This window comes from Burkholderia sp. S171 (assembly GCF_009766085.1).
Lineage (GTDB): Bacteria > Pseudomonadota > Gammaproteobacteria > Burkholderiales > Burkholderiaceae > Caballeronia.
On sequence record NZ_LMUF01000007.1, the window covers coordinates 375942 to 393517 of the forward strand.

11 protein-coding genes are annotated in these 17576 nt (G+C 62.1%); 5 read left to right on the forward strand and 6 right to left on the reverse strand.

The annotated features are described in order from the left end of the window. Window positions 1-6: 6 nt before the first annotated feature. Window positions 7-552, reverse strand: coding sequence for an NUDIX hydrolase (locus GSQ93_RS04700; RefSeq protein WP_158934446.1), 546 nt, complete (start codon window positions 550-552; stop codon window positions 7-9). A 276-nt stretch (window positions 553-828) separates the two neighbouring features. Here GSQ93_RS04700 and glp point away from each other — a divergent pair, with 276 nt between their 5' ends. The 3 genes from glp to moaE are packed head-to-tail and all read left to right on the forward strand — an operon-like array spanning window position 829 to window position 2864. Next, window positions 829-2094: a gephyrin-like molybdotransferase Glp gene (gene glp / locus GSQ93_RS04705; protein WP_254073744.1), complete on the forward strand. Its 1266-nt coding sequence runs from the start codon at window positions 829-831 to the stop codon at window positions 2092-2094. A 19-nt stretch (window positions 2095-2113) separates the two neighbouring features. After that, window positions 2114-2371, forward strand: coding sequence for a molybdopterin converting factor subunit 1 (gene moaD, locus GSQ93_RS04710; RefSeq protein WP_158934447.1), 258 nt, complete (start codon window positions 2114-2116; stop codon window positions 2369-2371). A 1-nt stretch (window position 2372) separates the two neighbouring features. Further along, window positions 2373-2864, forward strand: a complete 492-nt coding sequence (moaE, locus tag GSQ93_RS04715; RefSeq protein ID WP_158934448.1) for a molybdopterin synthase catalytic subunit MoaE — start codon at window positions 2373-2375, stop codon at window positions 2862-2864. A gap of 91 nt (window positions 2865-2955) precedes the next feature. On the opposite strand, the gene GSQ93_RS04720 is transcribed toward moaE, so the two are convergent. Then, window positions 2956-3558 carry a group III truncated hemoglobin gene (locus GSQ93_RS04720; RefSeq protein WP_158934449.1) on the reverse strand — a complete coding sequence of 201 codons (603 nt, stop codon included), beginning with the start codon at window positions 3556-3558 and terminating at the stop codon, window positions 2956-2958. A 648-nt stretch (window positions 3559-4206) separates the two neighbouring features. On the opposite strand from GSQ93_RS04720, the gene GSQ93_RS04725 reads away from it, so the two are divergent. After that, window positions 4207-4698, forward strand: coding sequence for an Rrf2 family transcriptional regulator (locus tag GSQ93_RS04725; protein WP_158934450.1), 492 nt, complete (start codon window positions 4207-4209; stop codon window positions 4696-4698). A 316-nt stretch (window positions 4699-5014) separates the two neighbouring features. Further along, the gene (gene clpB, locus GSQ93_RS04730; RefSeq protein WP_158934451.1) at window positions 5015-7612 is read left to right on the forward strand and encodes an ATP-dependent chaperone ClpB; all 2598 of its coding nucleotides are present in this window, start codon (window positions 5015-5017) and stop codon (window positions 7610-7612) included. Window positions 7613-7732: 120 nt separating this feature from the next. Here the strand turns inward: clpB and GSQ93_RS04735 are convergent, their stop codons facing one another. The 4 genes from GSQ93_RS04735 to GSQ93_RS04750 form a co-directional block, all read right to left on the reverse strand. Then, window positions 7733-8182: a YidB family protein gene (locus tag GSQ93_RS04735; protein WP_158934452.1), complete on the reverse strand. Its 450-nt coding sequence runs from the start codon at window positions 8180-8182 to the stop codon at window positions 7733-7735. A gap of 212 nt (window positions 8183-8394) precedes the next feature. After that, entirely contained in the window at window positions 8395-9024 is a 630-nt protein-coding gene (locus GSQ93_RS04740; protein ID WP_158934453.1) for a helix-hairpin-helix domain-containing protein, read from the reverse strand. Window positions 9025-9382: 358 nt separating this feature from the next. Further along, window positions 9383-11590 (reverse strand): penicillin-binding protein 1C, encoded by a 2208-nt coding sequence (pbpC, locus tag GSQ93_RS04745; RefSeq protein WP_158934454.1) that lies wholly within the window; start codon window positions 11588-11590, stop codon window positions 9383-9385. 4 nt (window positions 11591-11594) lie between these two features. Next, entirely contained in the window at window positions 11595-17576 is a 5982-nt protein-coding gene (locus tag GSQ93_RS04750; RefSeq protein WP_158934455.1) for an Ig-like domain-containing alpha-2-macroglobulin family protein, read from the reverse strand.

Sequence of the window (17576 nt, forward strand, 5' to 3'; positions counted from 1 at the left end):
AGGCGCTCAGCCTTCGCGCAGCGAGCGGAAGATGTCGCCGGTATGCAGGGCGTAGTTGCCGGCGGCGCGGTCGGCGAAAAAGAAGCGCAGCGTCTGTCCGACTGTCGGGAACGCGATTTCGTCCCAAGGGATTTCGCTCTCGTCGAAGAGCTTCACTTCAAGACTTTCCTCGCCGGCGTCAATGTCCAGATCCAGGAGCCGTGCCAGGTAAAAAAGATGCACCTGATGCACGTGCGGCACGTTCAGCAGCGTGAAGAGACTCTGGATTTCGACGCGTGCGCCGGCTTCCTCCAGCGTTTCGCGCGAGGCGCCTTCGCTGGTGGTTTCGTTCATCTCCATGAAACCCGCGGGCAAGGTCCAGTAGCCGTAGCGCGGTTCGATCGCCCGGCGGCACAGCAGCACTTTGTCGTCCCAGACGGGCACGGTCCCAACCACGTTGCGTGGATTTTGATAATGCACCGTGCCGCAATTATCGCAAACATAGCGCTGGCGATTGTCGCCAGGCGGAATGCTCAGGCTGACCTGGTGGCCGCAGACGGAACAGAATTTCATAGGGGAGAAGTCTGAAAGTGTCGTGCGAGTGTATCACCGAGCTTGATGCCCGCGGCAGCGTGGACATCGGCCAAAAAAAGGCGCCATGCAGCCGGGGTGCGCGACGGGGCGCGCCCTTGTCCTGCACTTGTCCAGATAGCCGATCAGCCCGGATCGGACGCAACCGGGCAGACGCTTGCGGCTGGCTTCTCGCTACAATAAGTGCTTCGGATGCACCGCTTCTGGCGCTGCCGCTTTCACCATTGCACCACTCCACGGCCCATACAGATCCCCACGATGTCCACCACGCCCGCCGCTCCACGCCCGCCAATGCTGTCCACCGCCGACGCACTCGCTACTTTGCTGGCGGCCGCGCGCCGGGTGGACGGCGCACAAACCGTCGAGACCTTCGAGGCGCTCGGACGCGTGCTGGCCACAGCGGTCGTGTCGACGCTCGACGTCCCGCCCATGCGCACCAGTTCCATGGATGGCTACGCTGTGCGGGCCGCAGACCTCGCCGGCGCGTCTGATGCGAGCGCCGTGACGCTACCCGTGTCGCAGCGTGTGCCGGCTGGCCAGACGGCCGAGCCGCTGGCTGCCGGCACGGTCGCGCGCATCTTCACCGGGGCCACCGTGCCGCCGGGTGCGGACACCATCGTGATGCAGGAAATGGTTCGCGCCGACCATGCCGGCGCGACGTTTTCCCACGTGCCGCCGGAGGGCGAATGGATCACCCAGCAGGGTGCGGATATCCGTCGCGGCTCTGTGATCCTGCCGGCCGGCACGCGGCTTACGCCGCAGGCGCTGGGGCTCGCGGCATCGGTGGGAAGCGCTGCGCTCGACGTGGTGCGCAAAGTGCGCGTGGCGGTGTTTTTTACGGGTGACGAACTCACCATGCCCGGCGAGCCGTTGCGCCCCGGCGCGATCTACAACTCGAATCGTTTCACGCTGCGTGCGTTGCTTGGCGAACTGGGTTGCGACGTGACCGACCTCGGTATCGTGCCTGACCGGCTGGACGCAACCCGCGAAACCCTGCGGTGGGCGGCACGCGATCATGACCTGATCCTCACATGCGGGGGCGTGTCAGTTGGCGAGGAAGATCATGTGAAACCGGCGGTGGAAGCCGAAGGGCGCATTTCCATGTGGCAGATCGCGATGAAACCCGGTAAGCCGCTCGCGTTCGGCGCAGTGCGGCGCGAGCCGGCCGACCAAAGCGGGGGCGAGGCGTTTTTCATCGGGTTGCCGGGGAATCCAGTCTCCAGTTTCTGCACATTCCTGCTGTTCGTGCGGCCGTTCATCCTGCGGCTGGCGGGCGCCGAAGCGGTTGAGCCGCGCGTGTACGCCATGCGGGCTGATTTCACGCAGAAAAAGGGTGACCGGCGCAATGAATTCCTGCGTGCCCGCGTGAACGAAGCCGGTGGCCTGGAGGTATTCGGAAATCAAAGTTCGGCTGTGTTGACATCCACGGTCTGGGGCGACGGTCTGATCGATAACCCGCCGAATCACGCTATCCAGGCCGGTGAGACCGTGCGTTTTATCCCGTTTTCAGAACTGATGCGTTGAAGTTGCGTCGAAGGCAATCATGAAAGTCGAATTGAGGTTTTTTGCAGGCGTGCGCGAAGCGCTTGGCGTAGCGAATGAGAGCGTGGAGCTGCCGGACAGCGTGTCCAGCGTCGGCGACGTGCGGGCCTGGCTGCGCATGCGCGGCGGGGCATGGGCGGAAACGCTCGCCGAGGGCCGCTCGTTGCGCATGGCGTGCAACCACGAAATGACGGATCCGTCGCGACGCATCACTGAAGGCTGCGAAGTCGCGTTTTTCCCGCCCGTCACGGGAGGCTGAGATGACCCGAGTTCGCGTGCAGGAAGCTGATTTCGATCTCAGCACGGAAGTCGCCGCGCTGCGCGCCGACAATCCCAAGGTGGGCGCGGTGGCGTGTTTCGTCGGCACGGTGCGGGATTTGAACGAAGGCCAAACCGTTCAGGCAATGGAGCTGGAACATTATCCCGGCATGACCGAAAAGTCGCTGGAGGGTATTGCGGAGCAGGCTCGAGAACGCTGGCCGGGTTCGGATGTGCTGATCGTGCATCGCGTGGGAAAACTCTTGCCGCTCGATCAGATCGTGCTGGTTGTGACAACCGCCATGCACCGGGCGCAAGCGTTCGAATCGTGTGCGTTCGTGATGGATTATCTGAAAACGCAGGCGCCGTTCTGGAAGAAGGAAAAGACGGAACACGGCGAGAAATGGGTCGATGCCCGTGAATCCGACGACGCTGCGCTGAAACGATGGGATCTGGAGCCGCCAAAAGGGGCGGGGGCGGGGGCGGGGGCGTAGGCAACGGGCAACGGGCAACGGCAATTTGCGCTCCGCTCGGCCGTCTGCCGTTGGGTATGCGGACCGGGAAACCGCAGTTATATGCTGCGGCTTATGCGTTGCTCGATTTGTCGCGTTCCTCGGTGTTTTCATCGCCGGACAGCCTGACCGGAAAGGGTTCGCCGTGGCTGTGGTCGGGCAACTCCGTCGAAGAAGGCTCGTTCTCGCTGCGGCCTGTGCGCAGGCGCTTGAGCGACGCCATCAAAGCGAGCTGTGCGTCCGGGATGGCATAGTCCCAGCCGAATTTGCTCAGTTGCAGGCTTTGCGCAATGCGCAGCGCGGGCTCCATGAACTGCACGGCTGCGGCGGGCTCGTAGCGGGTGTCGACGGTATCGAGGAAAAGCGTGAGCCAGCGGGCGAAGTGCTGGGGTTCAATATCGCCGAGAGGCCGGTGCGCCTCTTGGACGTTGCCCCTATATCCCTTCGTTCCAAGCACGAGGCTCGACCAGAACGTCGTCATCTTCGCCAAATGCGTGTCCCAGCGCCCAGTGAGTTCACGGGCGAAGATCGGGCCAAGCAGCAGGTCATCGTCGACACGCCGGTAGAACGCGTTGACCAGTTCCCGGATATTGGTTTCGTCGGGTTGCGCGATGCGGACGAATGTGGCCGGTAGCGGGTCCGTCTTGCCAGGCGGCTCAGTCGGTGACTTGCTCATAGGATTCGATGGCGGGTTTCAGTGGGGGATTTGTATGGCTGGCGAAACGCAGATAGCGGCTCTCGAACCGGCGAACGCAATTCCGGTCTGCCGGGTATCACCAAGATGCCACACACAGAGGGTATTTGACGGAAACGGAATAAACTACGAATCTATCGACGAATGGACTCATAAATTGGGCATATAAATGGGCGCTTAAAGCGGGCTCATAGCAGGCTCTTGAAGCCAACGTTTGCTCTATGAGCCATCCGTAAATGGGGCCAGGAGTCCTGCCGACAAGGAAACCAGGCTAACAGGCTAGGACAATAAGTTCGACCTGTATGCGCGGCAAATAAACAAAAGATGTTTGATTGACATTCGGCTATCTGCTTTCATGATAATCGACCGTTACTCGTGATGCAGCGGATGATGCAAGCGGCGACTGGCCGTGGCGATCGTGGCCATGGCATGCTCGACAACCGGAATGCGGGGTTGGGTCAGGCACGCACGGCCTGGTTCGGGTCGAGCATGTGCCTGGCTATCTGTGCCGCCAGACGCCGTATCCTGTATCCGTGCGATTGACGCTGATTGACGCTTTTACTACGCTCCGGACCGACGTGACCACGCGATCGGCTCTTGCGACTGATTACGCGAACTACGCGAACACCCATGCGACTGACCGATTACACCGACTATTCGTTACGCGTCATGCTCTACCTGGCCGTCCGGCCCGAGGGGCTGTCGACCATCCAGGAGATCTCCGACGCCTACGGGATCTCCAAGAACCATCTCATGAAGGTGGTGCAGCGGCTCGGGGAGCTGGGCTGGGTAGAAACCGTACGCGGCCGTAACGGCGGCCTGAGGCTCGATCCTCGCACACCATCGCTAAGCATCGGCGAGGTTGTGCGCAAGACGGAGAACGATTTTTCGATAGTCGGCTGTTTCGCCGATGAAAGCGAGCCCCACCGGCATTGCGTGATCCAGTCACATTGCCGTCTGCGGGGCGTGTTCGCCGCCGCGCGCGATGCGTTCCTCGCGGAGCTCGACCAGCATACGGTCGGCGATCTGGCGTCGCCGGCTGACGAGCTCGCGGCCGTGCTCGGCATCGTGCGATTCATGCCGGCAGCGGCGGGCATCAGTCGCATCGCCGGACATGGCTGACTGAGCTTCCCGGCGCGGCTCGTGCTGGTTCTTCGACCTGGATCAGTCCATCGCCATCGTGATCCGATCACAATGGTCCTGTGACGTGCACATTCGACAGACGCCAACTCGCCGTGTTGCTCCCGACTCGACGTTTTTGCGCAGGATGAGCGCTACCAGCCGCAATTAAGCGCTATCGAGCGCTATCAAACCGCTCGGCGCGACCCCAGCGTGTCAACCGGCATTTCGCAGAAAAATGCGGTTTTTGGGCGGCGGAACGCTTGAAAGTGCCGGATCACGCCTCATTTTGAACACATCCCGATTTGGAGGTCTCAATATGAGAATCGACAAGCTAACTACGAAGTTCCAGGAAGCACTGGCTGACGCGCAGAGTCTCGCCGTCGGCAATGACAATCAATATATCGAACCGGTTCACTTGCTTTCCGCGCTGATTGCGCAGCAGGACGGTTCGGCGCGCTCGCTGCTCTCGCAGGCGGGCGTGCAGGTCCAGGCGCTGCAAACCGCGCTCAAGGACGCCATGACGCGTCTGCCGCAAGTCCGGGGCACGGACGGCAACGTGCAGGTCAGCCGCGATCTCGCCGGCTTGCTGAACAGCGCGGACAAAGAGGCGCAAAAGCTCAACGACACGTTTATCGCGAGCGAGATGTACCTGCTCGCCATTGCCGATGACAAGGGCGAAGCAGGGCGTATTGCCAAGCAGCACGGCCTCACGCGCAAGGCGCTCGAAGCGGCGATCAATTCGGTTCGCGGCGGTGCCCAGGTGAATAGCCAGGATGCCGAAAGCCAGCGCGGCGCGCTGAAGAAATACACCGTCGACCTGACCGAACGCGCGCGCGCGGGCAAGCTCGACCCGGTGATTGGCCGGGACGACGAAATTCGCCGTTCAATCCAGATCCTGCAACGCCGGACGAAAAACAATCCGGTGCTGATTGGTGAGCCGGGCGTGGGCAAGACCGCCATTGTCGAAGGTCTCGCGCAACGGATCGTGAACGGCGAAGTGCCGGAATCGCTCAAGAGCAAGCGCGTGTTGTCGCTCGACATGGCCGCGTTGTTGGCCGGCGCCAAGTATCGCGGGGAATTCGAAGAGCGTCTCAAATCCGTGCTGAGTGACATTGCGAAGGACGAAGGCCAGACCATCGTTTTTATCGACGAAATCCATACCATGGTTGGTGCCGGTAAAGCCGAGGGCGCCATGGATGCGGGCAACATGCTGAAGCCGGCGCTCTCGCGCGGCGAGCTGCATTGCATCGGCGCAACGACGCTTGACGAATATCGCAAGTACATCGAAAAGGACGCGGCGCTTGAGCGCCGGTTCCAGAAGGTGCTGGTCGATGAACCGTCGGTGGAAGCGACCATCGCGATCCTGCGCGGCCTGAAGGAAAGGTACGAACTGCATCACGGCGTGGAAATCACCGATCCGGCGATCGTCGCGGCGGCGGAATTGTCGCATCGCTATATCACGGACCGTTTTCTCCCCGATAAAGCCATCGACCTGATCGACGAAGCAGCGTCCCGGGTCAAGATGGAAATCGATTCGAAGCCCGAAGAGATGGACCGGCTTGATCGTCGGCTGATCCAGTTGAAGATCGAGCGTGAAGCGGTCAAGAAGGAAAAGGACGAGGCATCGCAGAAGCGCCTGCAGTTGATCGAGGAGGAAATCGTGCGGCTGGGTCGCGATTATTCCGACCTCGAGGAAATCTGGATGGCCGAGAAAGCGGCCGTGCAGGGCAGCGCGACGCTGAAGGAAGAGATCGAGAAAGTGCGTGCGGATATCGTGCGTTTGCAGCGTGAAGGCAAGCTCGAGAAGGTGGCCGAATTGCAGTATGGCAAGCTGCCCGGACTCGAAACGCAATTGAAGCAGGTCACGCAGTCGGAGACCGCGGAACAAAGCAATCCGACGCGGCCGCGCTTGCTGCGCACGCAAGTGGGCGCCGAGGAAATCGCGGAAGTGGTGTCGCGTTCGACCGGCATTCCCGTGACGCGGATGATGCAGGGGGAGCGGGAAAAACTGTTGCAGATTGAAAGTAAGCTGCACGACCGCGTGGTGGGTCAGGATGAAGCGATCGGCGCGGTGGCCGATGCGATCCGCCGCTCGCGCGCCGGGTTGTCGGATCCGAATCGTCCGTATGGTTCGTTCCTGTTCCTTGGACCGACGGGCGTGGGCAAGACCGAGTTGTGCAAGGCGCTCGCCTCGTTCCTGTTCGATTCAGAGGATCACATGATCCGGATCGACATGAGCGAGTTCATGGAGAAGCACAGCGTCGCGCGCTTGATTGGCGCGCCGCCGGGTTATGTCGGGTATGAGGAAGGCGGTTACCTGACCGAGCTGGTGCGTCGCAAGCCCTACAGCGTGATCCTTCTCGATGAGATCGAGAAGGCGCATCCGGACGTGTTCAACGTGCTGCTGCAAGTGCTCGACGACGGCCGCATGACCGACGGGCAAGGGCGCACCGTGGACTTCAAGAATACGGTGATCGTCATGACGTCGAATCTCGGTTCGCACGTGATCCAGGCGATGGTCGGCGAGCCGCACGAGGCCGTGAAGGAAGCCGTTTGGGAAGAGGTCAAGCTGCACTTCCGGCCGGAATTCCTGAATCGTATCGACGACGTCGTGGTGTTCCATTCGCTCGACCGCGAGAACATCCAGATGATCGCGAAGATCCAGTTGCAGCGGCTGCATGAGCGGCTCGCGAAGCTGGAGATGCAACTCGACGTGTCGGAGGCCGCGCTGGAACACATCGGCAAGGTGGGTTACGACCCGGTGTTTGGTGCACGGCCGTTGAAGCGCGCGATCCAGCAGCAGATCGAGAACCCGGTCGCAAAGCTGATCCTGGCAGGCAAGTTCGGACCGAAGGATGTGATCCCCGTCGATATGCGGGATGGCGAGCTAGTGTTCGATCGCGTCGTGCATTAAAGACGTGCGTTGAAGGCGCCCGACGAAGTAGGTCGGGCGTCGTTCGTCCCACAAAAAAAGGGCAACGGATTACTCCGTTGCCCTTTTTTCTACTTGCCTAAGACCTAAGCTAAAAAACGCTTACGCCTTCGGTTCTTCGCTCTTGCCGAACAAGCCTGCCAAACCCCCGAGGCCGCCCAGCGAACCCAGCAGACTGCCCACGTCGAGCTGGCCGTTCGCCGGCACTTGGCCGTCCGGCGTCGCGTGGTTCACGAGATGCGGTAACACCGAAGCCAAAATGCCGGACACTTGGTCGCCGGACAAGCCAGCTTTCTGTGCCATCTGGCTGACCGCGTCCGAACCGAGCACATTGGTCACGGTGTCCGAGCTGATCGGCTTGTTTTCGCCGTTGCCAACCCACGACGAGACGATGTCGCCCGCGCCATTTTCGTGGAAACGCTGAATCAAGCCGTTCAGGCCGCCGGGCTGGTTGTTGACGAATTCCATCGCAATGGCGACGAGGCCGGACTGGGCGCCGCCACCTTGAGACGAATTGCCGAAAGAAGAGGCGAGGGTATCGAGTAGGCTCATGGCTGTCTCACTTGAAAACGATGCTGGTTAGATGCCGCCCGGCGTCGTGCCGGTTGGCGCTTGCCGGACGGAAAACATGCTGTCCCGTGAAGGACGGCCGGTGTGTTTCTGCTGCAAGGCGACCTGGGCGGCTTGAATTCGAGCTGCGCGTTGATGGCTGTTCTACGCGGCCGTCCCACGCTCGGATTCAGCGCCGAAGTGCGTCGCCGTCCTCAGGTTGCTGCCGCGTCGCTCGCGGCTTTCTTTTTCTTGGATTTCTTCGACGCCTTGGCGCCGCTCGCGCCCGAGGCGGCGTCGGCCGTTGCTGTTGTTGCTGGCGTGGCTGTACTCGAACTAGCTGCCGCGCTGGCCTTGGCTTTTTTACCCTTCTTGCCCTTGGTGGCGGAAGCCGCGTCTGCCGTTGTTGCCGGCGTCGTGGCCGGTGTCACTGCGGGCGTGGTGGCCGTGGTCGCGGCGGGTGACGTAGCGGCGGTTGCGGCCGTGGACGATTTCACCGTCGATTTGGCGGGTGCTGCAGCGCCTGCGTTGGTGGTGGCGGCTGGCGTCTTGCTGGCCTTTGTCCCTGTCGGCGGTGCGGATGAACCGCCAACCGTCAGCCCGGCCTGCTCCAGATTCGTCACGGATTTCGTGCCGAGTCCTTTCACGCGGCTGGCGAGATCGTCGGCATCCTTGAACGGGCCATTCTTCGTCCGTTCGTCGATGATCGCCTTCGACTTCACCGGCCCAAGCCCCTTGACCGCTTCAAGCGAGGTTTGATCTGCCGTATTCACGTCGACGGCCGCGAACGCGGCGCCTATGGACAACGCAAGGGCCAGACACAGCATCAACAGCTTTTTAAGCATGACAAGTGCTCCAGGTTAAAAAAATAAAAAGAAGAATCGATGCAGGCCTTACTGGAAGCCTGGCTAGAAAGTCCAATAAGCATAGGACAAAATGCGGGTCAGGATAATGGCAGCGACCTCCGTCCGGTGTGGACGGGATTATTTTTTACAACATCGCCGGCTATTATTTTGCCGGTTGTACCCAATCCACTGGCCGGTTTCGATTCCGTTTAGCGATTATCACCAGACTCATGGCGGATGCGGGCGGCTCGGTTCAGATTTAACGTTTTCCGGATATAAGCTTGTCGGAATCGATACTTTCCCGGGTTTGATTCTTCTGGCTTGATGCTTCGGGTTTGATCTCTCGGCTTTGACCTTATTAACCTTTTGTCTTGATTTTCGCAAACGCGCCGCGTACTTCGAATTTCACTGAATCGACCACCACGCCCTGGCGGTCGACCAGCTCCAGCGTGTGATGCCCTGGCCACGGCAGCCATGCCATGCGCGTCATGGCAGGGGAAGGGCCGGCCAATTTGCCGTCCAGCCGCCACACGCTGCCCGCCGGTGAGCTTTGCGCGCTCTCGAACCAGACCCGCTGGCGCGCGGCGGGAATATCGGGATCGAGCGCGAAAATAGTGCCGTCGGTGGGAGATGAGATTCGGGCCGTGCCATTGCGCACCGCGGCACCTTCCGCACTCGCCGACAATGCGATCCGTGACATTTGCGTGCCGCTCAGGAACCAGTCGTCGCGCGCTGGCTCGATATCGTTTTGATAAACAATCTTCGTGCGCACCACGCCCGGGGGCGCGATGGGCGGCCGGCTTGGGGTCCGCCGGTGCAGATAATTAACGAGTGCGGCCCACACAGGCGCGGCGCCTGTGACGCCGGAGACGTCCCACATCGGCGCGCCGTCCGCGTTGCCCACCCACACGCCAACCGTGTAGCGCGACGTGTAGCCGACCGCCCAGTTATCGCGCATGTCCTTGCTCGTGCCGGTTTTCACGGCGCTGAAAAAGCGCGTGGCAAGGACGCTGTCGAAGCCGAAGGTACGCGTGCGCGCGTTGTTGTCGGCGAGGATGTTCGTCACGATAAAACTGGCCTGCGGGCTGAAAACGCGCGTGCCGGGCGCGATCGGTGCGATCGGTGCATGCGCCGGCAAGTCGGACATCGGCCCGGTGAGCCCGCCGTTCGCCAACGTCCGGTACGCGTTCGTGAGTGTCGCGAGCGTCACGTCGGCGCTGCCGAGCGCAAGACTGAAGCCGTAGTAATCGCCGGCTTGCGTGAGCGGCAGGCCGAGCGACACCAGTGTTTTCGCGAACCGGTGCGGCGTTACCATCACCAGCGTGCGCACGGCCGGTACATTCAACGACGAAGCCAGCGCCGTGCGCATGCTCACCCAGCCCTTGAAATCGTGATCGTAGTTCTGCGGGATATACAGGCCGCCGCCGGTGGCAAGATCGAGCGGGGCGTCATCGAGCAAAGACGCGGGAGTGAGACGTTTTTCGTCGATGGCCTGAGCGTACAAGAACGGCTTCAGCGTCGAGCCGGCCTGACGCAACGCGGCGACGGCATCGACTTCCGGTGCGTTCGACAACCCGCCCGCCGAACCGACCCACGCGAGAATCTCGCCGCTGCGGTTATCGATGACGATCGCGGCACCGTCGTGCACGTTGCGCTGATGCGCGCGCGAGTTGAGTTCGAGCAAGGTTCGCGCGAGCGAGTCGCGGGCGAACCGCTGCAGCGAGCCGTCGAGCGTGGACTGGACACGCGCGCCCGCTGCGGGATGCACTTCGCTGGCCACACGGCGCGCGAAGTGCGGCGCGAGCGCGTCGTAATCCAAGGACCGCGGCGAGGCGGATGCAGTGCGCGTGAGCGTCAATTGCACGAAGCTGTCGAGGTTCGCGCAAGGATCCGTGGCTGACGGCCGCGCCCGGTTCATGTCCCTCAAAATACCGCATGCCCGAGCGGATACCTTCGCGTAATTCGCATTCGGCGCACGCACCAGCGCGGCGGTGAGCGCGGCTTCGCGTTCGTTCAGCCCGGACGGAAGTTTGCCGAACAAAGTCTGCGACAACGCCGACAAACCCACGATCTCACCGCGAAACGGCACGAGATTGAGATACGCCTCGAGAATCTGGTCCTTGCGCCAGGCGTGATCGAGCCATAACGCGCCGACCGTCTGCGTCGCTTTCTCGCCGATTGATCGGCGCCCAGGCCGGCGATCTTCATCGATCAAACCGGTCAGTTGCATGGTCACCGTCGACGCTCCGCGCGTGCGCGTGTTCCACAGGTTCGCCCAGGCGGCGGCCGCTGCGCCGCGCCAGTCGACCCCGCTGTGCTCGTAGAAGCGCTTGTCCTCCGACACCACAATCGCCTCGCGCAACGCCGGCGATACATCCTGCAACTCGACCCAGTCGCCGCGCCGCTCGGTTGTGTCGATGCGTGTGCGCTGCAGCGGCTCGCCGTTGCGGGCGAGCAGCACCCAGTCGGAACTGCGCCAACTCGCGCGCACTTCGTCGAAGCTCGGCAGCGCATGAGCCGAGCTCGCAAGCACACAACCGATAAGGGCGAGGGCGGCGCGTTTCATCGCGTTATTTGGCCGCGGCCAGTGGCGCGACGATCATTGTTGCGTTGGGAATCGCGCCGAATACAGACGGCGCGTAGAGCGCTTCCACGCGCGTAGGCGGCAACCCGAACGTGCCCGCGTTGTTCAGCCGGACGGTGTATTCCACCTGCAATTTCCCCTTCGGCAGATAGTCGTAATACGCGCGATACCCCTCGAAACCACGCTCGATAAACGCCGGCCAAGCGCCTTGCGGGCTCTTTTCTCCTTCGGTCGCCACTTCGGAGTCGCGGCCGAGGCCCGAGCCCAGAATCGTTGCGCCGGCCGGAATGGGATCGTTGACGACTACCCATGTCATATCGCTTTGGGCATCGATGTCGAGATGCACACGCACGATGTCACCCCGCGAGAGCGCGCCCTTGACCGCCGGATCAACCGGTGTGATGGTTTTCGTGATCCGGTAACCCGCCGCGAACGGCGCTTTCAACGCGACGGCCGCGAGGCTCTCGATGGTCGCCCAGGGTTTGCCGCTGCCTTCTTGCGTCAGGTTCAGCGTGCCGGATGCCCACGGCAACGTCACGTTGCGCGGATTCGCAGGCGAGGGCGGCGCATTCCATGCGATGGCTTTCTCCGTCGTGCCCAGCGCAATGCGCGTTTGACCGCTCACCGGCGTGCTCTCGAACACCTTGGAGAAGCGCTGCACGGCGAGCTTGCCCCACAGGTTCGACGTCGTCGTTTGCCACGCGCCGTTCGTCTGCAACGCGAGCAAACCGCCGATCAGGCGCGGCATTTCGTCCTTCCATGCGGCGTTGTCGGCGAAGAGCAATGCCGTGCGTGCCGCGTTCGATTCGGGGCCGGTCATGAGCCAGTAGAGGTCGTCGTCGGCGGCGGTGGAGAAGGTTAAGCGAGTGCCCGAATACGTCAGGCGTGCCCGCAGAATCTGCTCGACCTGAGCGCGCTGATCGTCGCGTTGTGCGATGCCATCGACACGCGAAAGGATCGAGTAGTAATCGAGCAGCGCCGACGTCGGCCATTGATTCGGCGCGATGGTGATCGAGCCGAGCATGCGCGGCGTAGCCAGCCCGTAGCGCGACAACGCTTCGATCGCCGAGAGTTTTACGAAGTCCAGATCCTGCCGCGGTGACCAGAATTTCCGCTCGATCTTGCCTTCCACGAAGTTGGTCAGCGCAGCCGCGAGTTTGTCGCGCAGGTCGCCGGGCAGCGCGAAGCGGGGATCCGCTTTCGATGCTTCATCGCTGACCGCGAGCAGGTAGGCCGACAACGCAGGACTGCCGTAAGGCCGCGAATCGTCCGAGGGCGGGAAGTAGTTGGCAAGCCCGTCGCTATCCAGATAAGAGGGCATGCGTGCGATCACCGTCTGCCATTGCGTGAGGTCATCGAGACCCAGCGCGCGCGACGTTTGCTGCTCGAGGCAGCTATACGGATAACGTTCGAACCAGCGGCGCACACCCGGCAGGCCATCGGCGAGTTTCGGCTGCAACGTCACGGCAATGCCGCCGCGAATCTGTCCATCAGCCGATGCCACCGCGGTCTCCGGCGGCGCCACGGGCAACGCGAACGTGCCGTCGACCTGGGTGATCGTGGCTTGCTGCACGGTCACCGGAATCGCGGCCACCACGCGTTGGATGAGTTTGACGGCATCAGCGGCTTTCGGACCGCCTTGTTCCGCCGCGCTCACTTCCCAGTTCAACGCGCCGGTTGCCGCCATGCCGATGGCATCCGGCGTCTTCACGTCCCACGAGATTTCCTGCGATGAATCCGGTGCCAACGTCACGTTTTGCGCGGCGAGATCGAGCGTGGGAACACGCGGCGTCACGACAACCTGCATTGTCCGTGCGGTCGTATTGCGCAGCGTGAACAACGCGCGGAACTGGTCGCCTACACGTACGAGCGGCGGCAGGCCCGAGATCAATTGCAGGTCCTGCGTGCTGCGTATCGATGCACTGCCTGTGCCGAATTGGCCCGCGCCCACAGCCCCGATTGCGACAATGCGAAAGCTCGTCAACGCGTCGTTGAGCGGCACATCGACTGTAGCTTCGCCGTTCGCATCGAGTGTCACGCGCGGGTTCCAGAGCAAGAGCGTGTCGAACAGTTCGCGTGTCGCGCTATGTCCGCCGCCACCGCCCGCGGGCACGGCTTTACGCCCGAAGTGACGGCGTCCGATGATCTCCATTTGCGCCGTCGATGTCTCCACGCCATACGCGCGCCGTTGCAGCATGGCGTCGAGTACGTTCCAGCTTTGATTCGGCATCAGTTCGAGCAGGGCTTCGTCGACGGCCGCGAGCGCGACCTGCGTGCCGGCCGGCGCGGGCTTGCCGCCCGGCAGCGTCACGCGAACTTTCACATGCGCCTTCGAACGCACGGCGTACGACTTCGCATCCGGCGTGACGGTCACGCCGAGCTTGTGCGAGGCCGTTCCCACCTTGATCTCGCCGAGCCCGTAACGGAACGCAGGCTTCGACAAATCGACAAGCGGGGTAGGCGCTTCATATTGCCGCCCTTCGTACCAGAACGCGTGCACCCAATCGAGCGGCGCTTTCCAGCCCCACGTGAAGAACGAGTACCACGGCACTTCGTGAATCCGCCCGCGGATCGCGAGCACGGAGACATATACGTTGGGTCCCCACGACTCCTGCACTTTCAGCTCGACGGTCGGGTTCTTGCCATCGAGTTCCACGACCTTCGTTTCCACGATCCCTTCGCGCTCCACCGCCACCAGCGCGGTCGCGAAGCGGAACGGCATGCGTACCTGGAAGCGGGCGGTTTCGCCGGGTTCGTAGCTTGTCTTTTCAGGCAGCACGTCGATCCGGTCGGTGTTCTCGCCCCCGAACCAGAGTTGATCTTCGCGCGTGACCCAGACCGACGTGATTGCGTTCGCCACCCGGCCATCGCCGTCCTTGGCGGTGGCAATCAGGTCAACGTTGCCTGCTTCCTTCAGTTTTGCTTCGCAGGAAAGCAGGCCGTGGTCATCGCTTTTGCCGCTGCAGAGCGTGCCGAGGTCCTTGGTTTCAGTGTGATTATCGTAGGCGTAAAAACCGCCGACCATGCGCTTGCGCGAGCTGGTCATGGTCCTTGCAACGCCACGGATTTCGAGCGCAACGCCCGCTCGCGGCTTGCCTTGCAAGTCGACGGCGAGCGCCTGCACCGGCACCGCATTGCCAACCGATACCCAGTCGCCCGCCTTGATGCCGGCTGCAACCGCCGCAGGCCAGAGGGTGGCGCTACCGCGCAACGTCTGGATCTCACCGTTGGGGTCCGCGAAGGTCGCTTCCAGCGCAAGCTGCTTCGGTGCTTCGACTACGGGCAGCGACTTGAGCGTGAGGCTTCCCGTGCCATTGCGGTCGAGCGTCAGCGCGGTTTTATCGGCGATGAGTTTGGCCGTGGACGTATCTTCCTGCGCGTTGCTGGTGTCGTCCTCACCTTCAGTTGCGGGCGCGCTGGCGCCGTCATCGGTGGGCTTCTTGTACGGCCCGAAGCTAAACGATTCGAACTGCGAAGCAAAAGCTGGCGACGTGTCCTTCATCAGCGCGGACACTTGCACCGGTAGGTTCGATGCCGGTCCGCCCGACACATATTCAATCTGCACCGCCAGCGGCGCAGTGGTCGCGGCCACCAGCGCGCCGGTCTTCTGATCGCGAATGCCGATCGATCCCTTGAACACCGGCAGGCGAAATTCTTCCACGCGGAAATTGCCGGTTTCGATACTTATGTGCCGTGACGAATCCTGATCGTCACCGCTGTTATCGCTGTCGTTGTCTGAGTTCGCCGTGCCGTCGTCCAGCGTCACGCTGTATTCGCCGAGCTTCGCAGCGGCTGGAATCGGGAAGGTGGAATCGGCGCTTCGGTCGGCCGCCCATTTGAGCGGAAGATGGTATGTCTGGCCGCTGCCCTCATGACGGATCGTCACGCGCGACGGAAGGTGCGAGGGGAACGTAAAACCGTTAAGCGTTTCCTCGCGCATCAAATGTTTCATCGATACCGTTTCGCCCGCGCGCAACAATGTCCGGTCGAACACGGTCGTCGCACGCGTGGTCTGATCGCGGCTCATATCGGTCGGAACGTTGAAGCGCCACGATTCGATCCCGCGATTCCAGTCCGACCGCACGAACGCCATGTCCGGCCCGGTCTTCGGATCATCGACGCGCGCCGAGACGAAAAAGCCGGAATCGTCGATGCTGTTTTCATCACAAGTGCGTGCCGATGCCAGCGGTTTGCCGATCGTCGCGATGCCCTGCGTATCGGTTTTTGCAGCGGCGACCTGATCGCCATTGCAATCCGTGACGCGCACTTGTGCGTTCGGCACGGGTTTGCCGCTATCGAGCGCGGTCACCCAGACAATGCTGTTTTCGCGGCCTTGTTTGAAGTGCACGCCAAGGTTGGTGACAAGCACCGAGGTGCGCACGTACATGTCTTGCTGTTTGCCCAGCAACGACGCACCGAGCGCCGGCGATGCCAGTTCGACAACATAGAAACCCGGTTTCGGAAGCGGAATCCCGACCACTTCAAAAGGCCGCAGCGACTTGGGATCGGCCTGCGGCACGCTGAGGGTTTCAACGCCCGGTTGCTTTGCCAGCAACGACAGCGAGCGGATATCGATTTGCGGATCTTTCGCCGTGCTGCCCTGTGCGTAGACCGGCTTGATGCCGTTATTCAGCGCCAGCGGCATCTCCTGTTTGATCTGCGCGACGGACATGGAAAAGCCGTCGAAACGATCGACGGTTTTCATCCATCGACGGATCTCGGTGTCGGCATCGACGCGCAGTTTCGTCACGCTCGATGAACCCGCGTTGAGCCCGTTCACTTTCAGATCGGCCTCCACATGGCGCAGCGTGACGGGCAACATGGCGGGCATGTTGGGCTCGGCGAAACGCTCGATGATCCCGAATGTCGACGATGAAAACTTGGCGAGCGGCGGCATGGGCGCCGTCGAAGTCTTCAGTGGGAAAAGGTCCGCGTTGGACAGCGTGCGACCACTGGAATCCTTGAGTCCAGTTGGCAGTTCTATCGATAAATCCGCGTGCTCGGGCAACGGCGCCGCGAACTGGACGCTGGTGATGTCGTTGTCCTTTTCATCGGGATCGAACTGTGGCGAGGTCTTGCCGCCGGGGCCGCGCAGGGTGATTTTTTCAGCGTCCGCTCGCGGCACGGGCGAGCTGAAGCGGATGCGCAGCGGGCGCAACGGCGTGCAGGGCGCCTTGGCGTTTTCACGTTCGCAGGAGAAACTCGCGGTGAAGGGTTCGCGGACATCGAAGTCGAAGCGTTTCTCCACGTCGTTCGCGAGACCACTCGGGCCGGCTACGCCCGCGCCGTACACGAGTTGCATCTTCGTGGCGGACGGCAGGGTTTGCTGGCAGGCGAGCGTGAGCACGCGTGCGCTGTCTTTTTCGAGGTGGAAGTGTTTGAGGAGGTCGGCGCGTGCGTTGGCGTCGACGGTTTTAACAGGAATGCGGTTACCCAAACCACTCGATTCGCACCAGATGTCTTGCAACGCCGACGCTTCTGTAGCGGGGCCGTTCAGGCGCAGCACGAAGATCTGGTTTTCTTCTATCTCGCCGCCGCCGGGCTCGACTTGGGTGACAAAGGGACCACCGGTTTCGAAGCGGAACTGACGTGGACCGGTGAGCGCGTTGCCCGCAGTGGACTTGAGCCCGTCTTCCAGGGCGACCGAGCAGCGCATGCCGGGCGTGAGGTCTTGCGTGAAGTCGAAGGCCCAGGTTTTATCGTCGATCCAATGAGCCGAACCCGCCGCTGCTCCTCCGGTGCAATGCACCTGAGCCGGGGCTTTGGCTGCGGGGTCTCCGAACGCGATCATTGCTTCGTCGAACTTGACGACCACCTGGCGCACCTGCGTGACCTTGCCCTGTGGCGACACGCTCAGCGTGCGCGCGGCGTCTGCGCGATGCGTGGCGCCCAGGAAGCCCATTGTGAGCAAAGAGAGGGCGGTAAGCGCCGCCAGCGGCCAGCGTTGTTTTTTTATGACGCGGATCAT